The sequence below is a fragment of the Bradyrhizobium sp. Leo78 genome (assembly GCF_059512425.1).
In genome coordinates, this window is the sequence record NZ_JCAMOT010000016.1 from 164,280 (window position 1) to 171,062 (window position 6,783).

Annotated in this window: 6 protein-coding genes; all 6 read left to right on the plus strand. The window is 64.5% G+C overall.

All coding sequences use genetic code 11. The features are described 5' to 3' along the window. Positions 1 to 10: 10 nt before the first annotated feature. From AC5ZG1_RS21335 to AC5ZG1_RS21360, 6 genes are read left to right on the plus strand one after another with little or no spacing between them, the layout of a single operon-like run. Complete coding sequence (locus AC5ZG1_RS21335; RefSeq protein WP_028162161.1) at positions 11 to 511, plus strand: (2Fe-2S)-binding protein; 501 nt, start codon at positions 11 to 13, stop codon at positions 509 to 511. Continuing rightward, positions 508 to 2,928 carry an aerobic carbon-monoxide dehydrogenase large subunit gene (locus AC5ZG1_RS21340; protein ID WP_496133999.1) on the plus strand — a complete coding sequence of 807 codons (2,421 nt, stop codon included), beginning with the start codon at positions 508 to 510 and terminating at the stop codon, positions 2,926 to 2,928. Before AC5ZG1_RS21335 ends, AC5ZG1_RS21340 begins: the two co-directional genes overlap by 4 nt. Further along, a complete protein-coding gene (locus tag AC5ZG1_RS21345; RefSeq protein WP_496134000.1) occupies positions 2,929 to 3,801 on the plus strand; it encodes an AAA family ATPase in 873 nt (290 codons plus the stop codon). Then, positions 3,798 to 5,006, plus strand: coding sequence for a vWA domain-containing protein (locus tag AC5ZG1_RS21350; RefSeq protein WP_496134001.1), 1,209 nt, complete (start codon positions 3,798 to 3,800; stop codon positions 5,004 to 5,006). Before AC5ZG1_RS21345 ends, AC5ZG1_RS21350 begins: the two co-directional genes overlap by 4 nt. 12 nt (positions 5,007 to 5,018) lie before the next feature. Continuing rightward, positions 5,019 to 5,846, plus strand: coding sequence for an XdhC family protein (locus AC5ZG1_RS21355; RefSeq protein WP_496134002.1), 828 nt, complete (start codon positions 5,019 to 5,021; stop codon positions 5,844 to 5,846). Positions 5,847 to 5,865: 19 nt separating this feature from the next. Next, positions 5,866 to 6,372, plus strand: coding sequence for an SRPBCC family protein (locus tag AC5ZG1_RS21360; protein ID WP_496134003.1), 507 nt, complete (start codon positions 5,866 to 5,868; stop codon positions 6,370 to 6,372). Positions 6,373 to 6,783 lie beyond the last annotated feature (411 nt).

Below are 6,783 nucleotides of genomic sequence, written 5' to 3' on the forward strand. Positions count from 1 at the left end.
GAGAGAACAGATGGCAAAGACGCATGTGACCATGAAAGTGAACGGCGCGGAGGTCGAAGGGCTGGTCGAGCCGCGGACGCTGCTCGTGCACTTCATTCGCGAGAATCTGCAGCTCACCGGCACCCATGTCGGCTGCGAGACCACCCATTGCGGCGCCTGCACCGTCGATCTCGACGGCATGTCGGTGAAGAGCTGCACGGTGTTCGCCGTGCAGGCCGACGGCTCCGAGATCACCACCGTCGAAGGGATGGCCAACCCCGACGGCTCGCTCTCGGCGCTGCAGGAAGGTTTCCGCATGATGCACGGCCTGCAATGCGGCTTCTGCACGCCCGGCATGATCATGCGCGCGCACCGGCTGTTACAGGAAAATCCGTCGCCGAGCGAGCAGGACATCCGCATGGGCATGTCAGGCAATCTCTGCCGCTGCACCGGGTACCAGAACATCGTTCGGGCGATCCAGTATGCCGCCGCCAAGCTCAACAATGTCGAATTCAAGGAGGCCGCGGAATGAACGACATGACTCCCACGCGGGAACAACGCACCGCCGCGCTCGAAGGCATGGGCTGCAAGCGCAAGCGTGTCGAGGACATCCGCTTCACGCAAGGCAAGGGCAACTATGTCGACGACGTCAAGCTGCCGGGCATGCTGCATGGCGATTTCGTCCGCTCGCCGCACGCACATGCGCGCGTCAAGGCGATCAAGACTGAAGAGGCCCTGAAGGTACCGGGCGTGCTCGCGGTGATCACCGCCGAGACGCTGAAGACCGTTAACCTCGCCTGGATGCCGACGCTCGCCGGCGACGTGCAGATGGTGCTGGCCGACGGCAAGGTGCTGTTCCAGAACCAGGAGGTGGCCTTCGTGGTCGCGACCGACCGCTACGCCGCCGACGATGGCATCAACAAGGTCGAGGTCGAATACGAGCCGCTCCCGCCGCTGGTCGATCCGTTCAAGGCGATGGACCATAATGCGCCGGTGCTGCGCGAGGACCTCGCCGGCAAGACCACGGGCGCGCATGGGCCGCGCAAGCATCACAACCACATCTTCGAGTGGACGGTCGGGGACAAGGACCTGACCGATGCGGCGTTTCGCAAGGCCGAGGTCACGATCAAGGAGATGATCTCCTATCACCGTACTCATCCGTCGCCGCTCGAGACCTGCCAGTGCGTGTGCTCCTTTGACAAGGTCAAGGGCGAGCTGACGATCTGGGGCACCTTCCAGGCCCCGCATGTGATCCGCACCGTGGTGTCGCTGATCGCCAAGCTGCCGGAGCAGAAGATCCACGTGATCGCGCCTGACATCGGCGGCGGCTTCGGCAACAAGGTCGGTGCTTACCCCGGCTATATCTGTGCGGCGGTCGCTTCCATCGTCACCGGCAAACCGGTGAAATGGGTCGAGGACCGGATCGAGAATTTGACCGCGACCTCGTTTGCGCGCGACTACCACATGACGACCGAGATCGCGGCGACGAAGGAGGGCAAGGTCACCGGGCTTCGCGTCCATGTGCTCGCCGATCACGGCGCGTTCGATGCCTGCGCCGACCCGTCGAAATGGCCCGCCGGTTTCTTCAACATTGTCACCGGCTCCTATGACTTCCCGACTGCGCATCTGACGGTCGACGGCGTCTACACCAACAAGGCGCCGGGCGGCGTCGCCTATCGCTGCTCCTTCCGCGTCACCGAGGCGGCCTATTGCATCGAGCGCGCGATGGACATTCTGGCGCAGAAGCTCGGCATGGACCCTGCTGAGCTGCGGCTGAAGAATTTCATCAGGCCGGAGCAGTTCCCCTATCACTCCGCCCTCGGCTGGGAATACGATTCCGGCGACTATCACACCGCCATGCGCAAGATGATGGAGACGACCGACTACGCCGCACTCCGCCAGGAGCAGGCCGACAAGCGCGCGGCCTTCAAGCGCGGCGAGACCCGCGAGATCACGGGGCTCGGCGTCTCCTTCTTCACCGAAATCGTCGGCGCCGGCCCGTCGAAGAATTGCGACATCTTGGGGATCGCGATGTTCGACTCCTGCGAGATCCGCATGCACCCGACCGGTGCGGGCATCGCGCGCATGGGGACCAAGAGCCAGGGCCAAGGGCACGAGACCACATGGGCTCAGATCATCGCCACCGAGATCGGCATTCCCGCCGACAACATCCAGGTCGAGGAGGGCAACACCGACACCGCGCCTTACGGGCTCGGCACCTATGGCTCCCGCTCGACGCCGGTCGCAGGCGCCGCAATCGCGATGGCTGCGCGCAAGATCAAGGCCAAGGCGCAGATGATCGCCGCCTACAAGCTCGAAGTCCACGAGGATGATCTCGAGTTCGATATCGACGGCTTCCGGGTCAAGGGCCTGCCGGAGAAGTTCATGTCGATGAAGGATATCTGCTGGGCCGCCTACAACTCCGTCCCGCCGGGCATGGAGCCGGGGCTGGAAGCGGTGAGCTACTACGATCCACCCAACATGACCTATCCGTTCGGCGCCTATCTCTGCGTGATGGATATCGACGTCGATACCGGCGTGTACAAGGTCCGGCGCTTCTATGCGCTCGACGATTGCGGCACCCGGATCAACCCGATGATCATCGAAGGCCAGGTGCATGGCGGGCTCACAGAAGCCTTTGCGATCGCGATGGGCCAGGAGATCCGCTATGACGACACCGGCAATGTCGTGACCGGCTCGTTCATGGACTTCTTCATGCCGACCGCGGTCGAGACCCCGCATTGGGAAACCGATTTCACCGTGACGCCATCGCCGCATCATCCAATCGGCGCCAAGGGGGTCGGCGAGAGCCCGAATGTCGGCGGCGTGCCGGCGTTCTCCAACGCCGTCAACGACGCCTTCTCGTTCCTGGGCTCGACCCACATCCAGATGCCGCACGACTTCTGGCGCAACTGGAAGGCGGCAAAGACTCTCGGAGCGGTCGCCTAGATGAAGGGACGTGAGGAGATCGCGCAAGCGCTGGCGGCATCGGGTTACATCGCCGATGCGGAGCTTGCGACCGCGATCTCGCTGATGCAATTGCTGCGGCGTCCGCTGCTGCTCGAGGGCGAGGCGGGCGTCGGCAAGACCGAGGTCGCGAAAGCGCTGGCGCAGGCGTATTCGACCGAGCTGATCCGCCTGCAATGCTATGAGGGGCTCGACCAGTCGGCCGCGCTCTACGAATGGAACTACCAGCGGCAGCTCTTGGCGATCCAGGCGCATCAAGGCGAGGATGCCGATGCGGTCGAGGACCGGATCTTCTCCGAGAAGTATCTTCTCGAACGGCCGCTGCTCGCTGCGATCCGCCGCGCGCAGGCGCCGGTGCTGCTGATCGACGAGATCGACCGCGCCGATGACGAGTTCGAGGCGTTCCTGCTCGAACTGCTGTCGGACTTCCAGGTCTCGATCCCCGAGCTCGGAACCGTCTCCGCCGTAACGATCCCGCATGTCGTGCTGACGTCCAACGGCACGCGCGAGCTTTCGGATGCGTTGCGGCGACGCTGTCTCTACCATTATGTCGACTACCCCGATGTCGACCGCGAGACGCGCATCATCCTGGCGCGGATCGAGAACGCGATCCCGTCGCTGTCGCTGCAGATCGCGCGCATGGTGCAGGCGATCCGCAAGGAGGATCTGCGCAAGGTCCCCGGCGTCGCCGAGACGCTGGACTGGGCGGCGGCGCTGGTCGGCCTCGATATCCGCGATCTCAATGATGCGCCGGAGACGGTGCATGAGACGTTGATCTGCCTGCTGAAGACTCATGAGGATCGCGCCCGCTTCGCACCTGAGGTGACACAGCGCCTGCTAGGGAAGGTCGCATGAGCTGCTGTGGCACCAATCCGGGCTTTGAGGAGATCGACGAGGTCTCGCGGCTGGTCTCGGGTCGGCTTGCAGCCTTTCTCTGCACGCTGCGCGACAACGGCTTTCGCATCGGCCTTGCCGAGGGCCGCGATGCCGCGGCGCTGATGGCCGAAGGCTATGCGGCGCGGCCCGGATCGTTGCGGTCGGCGTTCAAGCATCTGTTCTCGGCGCGGAAGTCGGATTGGGAGAAATTCGACGGGCTGTTCGATGCGTTCTGGCTCGGCAAGCGGGCGCGTTCGCGATCGCGGACCATGGCATCGGGGCAGGCGGCGAACAGTCCATCGCTCAAGCGCCTGCAGGAGGGCCAACCTGCGCCGGGCGGTGGCCAATCCGCGACTGACCAGGTGCCGTCGTCCGACGATGTGCCCGAAGGACGCAGCGGTGAGGGACGGATGGAAGGCGCTTCGCGGGCGGAAAATCTCGCCGAGGTCGATTTCCGCAAGCTCGCCGATCCCGACCAGGTTGCGCAGGCGCATGAGGCTGCAGCGCAACTCGCCAAGGTCATGCGTACGCGATTGACGCGGCGGGATCTTGCGCGGCGGCGCGGCTATCGGCTCGATCTGCGCCGCACCATCCACCGCAATATCAATCATGGCGGCGTGCCGATCAGCCTGGTGAAGCGGCAGCGCAAGGACAAGCCGCTGCGGCTGATCGTGCTCTTGGATGCGTCGGGTTCGATGAGCATGTACACCAGCGTGTTCCTGCGCTTCATCCACGGCGTGCTCGATGAATTCCGCGAGGCCGAGGCATTTCTGTTCCATACCCGTCTCGCTTACGTCTCCGATGCCATGAAGGAGAAGGACGCCGGCCGCGCGCTCGACCGGCTCTCGATCATGGCGCACGGCGCGGGCGGCGGCACAAAGATCGGCGAGAGCCTGCAGACGTTCAACCGCTGGCACGCCGCGCGCGTCATCCATTCGCGCAGTTGCGTGATGATCGTATCCGACGGCTACGAGACCGGCGATGCAGCGCTGCTCGGCCGCGAGATGGCTGCGCTTGCACGGCGCTGCCGCCGCATCGTCTGGCTCAATCCGATGATGGCCTGGGACGGTTATGCACCAGAGGCGCTCGGCATCAAGGCGGCGCTGCCGCATGTCGATCTCTATGCGCCCGCCAATACGCTGCAGAGCCTGCGCGCGCTCGAGCCCTATCTGGCGAAGATCTGAAGGAGTCTTCCTATGACCGCTCATGTCGAAGTCATGGATTTGGTCGCGCAGATGAAATCGGCCGAGCGGGCCTTCGTGCTCGCGACCGTGGTGCGCACCGTTTCGGTAACGGCCGCGAAGGCCGGCGCCAAGGCGATCATCGCCCCCGACGGCACCATCGTTGCGGGGTGGATCGGCGGCGGCTGCGCGCGCAGTGCGGTGTTGAAGGCGGCGCGTGAGGCGCTCGCCGATGGCGTGCCGCGGATGGTGTCGGTGCAGCCGCAGGACCTGCTCGCCGAGCTCGGCGTCAAGGCCGGCGAGAGCCGCGGCGGCATCCGCTTCGCCAGCAATATGTGCCCCAGCCAAGGTACGATGGATATTTTCGTCGAGCCGGTATTGCCGCATCCCTCGCTCATCATCCTTGGCGCGAGCCCGGTGGCGCTGTCGCTGGCCGCGCAGGCGCGCACGCTCGGCTATCACGTCACGCTCGCCGCGCCCGCAGCCGATGTTGCCGCGGTGCCCGATGCCGACGAGCGGATCGACGGCTTCCAGTTGGGCAAACTGAATGACGCGAAGCGCTTCATCGTGGTGTCGACGCAGGGAAAGGGCGATGAAGCCGCCTTGCGCGCGGCGGTCGCGATCGATGCCTGCTATCACGCTTTCGTCGGAAGCCGACGCAAGATGGCTTCGCTGCGCGCCAAGCTGATCGGCGAGGGCGTGGACGCTTCGCTGGTTGACCGCGTCAAGGCTCCGGCCGGCCTCGACCTCGGCGCCATCACGCCGGAGGAGATCGCGATGTCAATCCTGGCCGAGATCACGATCGAGCGGCGGCGCGGCCAGCGCTTGCCGGTTTCCGCCTGATATCATTGAGGACCTACTCATGCAGATGAACGACAGCCCGCGTATCCCCGCATCGAAGGAAAGGGTGTGGGCGATGCTGAACGATCCCGCGGTGCTCAAGCAGTGCATTCCCGGCTGCGAGCGCCTTGAGATGACGTCGCCAACCGAGATGACCGCGACCGTCGTCATCAAGGTCGGACCGGTGAAGGCGTCCTTCGGCGGCAAGGTGACGCTGTCCGATCTCGATCCGCCGAACAGTTATCGCATCTCGGGCGAAGGCTCCGGCGGCGTCGCCGGCTTCGCCAAGGGCGGCGCGACAGTGCGGCTGGAGGCGGAAAGCGTCGACGTCACGGTGCTGCATTACGAGGTCGATGCGCAGATCGGCGGCAAGCTCGCGCAACTCGGCTCGCGCCTGATCGACTCGACGGCGAAGAAGCTCGCCGGCGAATTCTTCACGCGCTTCGCTGCTGCAGCGGGCGGGACGACGGATGCGGCTCCGGCGGAAGCAGGCGAGAAGAAGGGCTGGATCGCAAGCTTGATCTCGTGAGAGTCTTGCGCGAGAAGCCGTAGGGTGGGCAAAGCGAAGCGTGCCCACCATCACGGGCGAAGTGCTCAATGGTGGGTACGCTTCGCTTTTCCCACCCTACGATTCTCTGCGCGGTCTCCTCAGGGTGAGGGGATAGGTGCGAGCGCGCTGCTCTATCCTCGTCATTGCGAGCGGAGCGAAGCAATCCATGCCTCCACACGCGGCGCGATGGATTGCTTCGCTACGCTCGCAATGACGAGGTGAGATCTGATTCAATTGTCAAACAACGGAGGGGATGTGAGTACGCATTCTCGCGGCATTCGCTGCCCGAGGTTTGCATCTGGTTTCACCCTCTTCGATATCAGAGGGCGCAGGGAAAGCCGGGTGCTGGTTGCACCCGTGGGTCCCGTGCAACAAAAAGCACGGGGGTAG

Excerpts from the sequence above, each read along its gene's own strand:
- AC5ZG1_RS21355 (WP_496134002.1), top strand. The coding sequence starts at position 5,019 with ATGACCGCTCATGTCGAAGTCATGGATTTGGTCGCGCAGATGAAATCG.
- AC5ZG1_RS21345 (WP_496134000.1), top strand. The coding sequence starts at position 2,929 with ATGAAGGGACGTGAGGAGATCGCGCAAGCGCTGGCGGCATCGGGTTAC.
- AC5ZG1_RS21340 (WP_496133999.1), top strand. The coding sequence starts at position 508 with ATGAACGACATGACTCCCACGCGGGAACAACGCACCGCCGCGCTCGAA.
- AC5ZG1_RS21350 (WP_496134001.1), top strand. The coding sequence starts at position 3,798 with ATGAGCTGCTGTGGCACCAATCCGGGCTTTGAGGAGATCGACGAGGTC.
- AC5ZG1_RS21335 (WP_028162161.1), top strand. The coding sequence starts at position 11 with ATGGCAAAGACGCATGTGACCATGAAAGTGAACGGCGCGGAGGTCGAA.
- AC5ZG1_RS21360 (WP_496134003.1), top strand. The coding sequence starts at position 5,866 with ATGCAGATGAACGACAGCCCGCGTATCCCCGCATCGAAGGAAAGGGTG.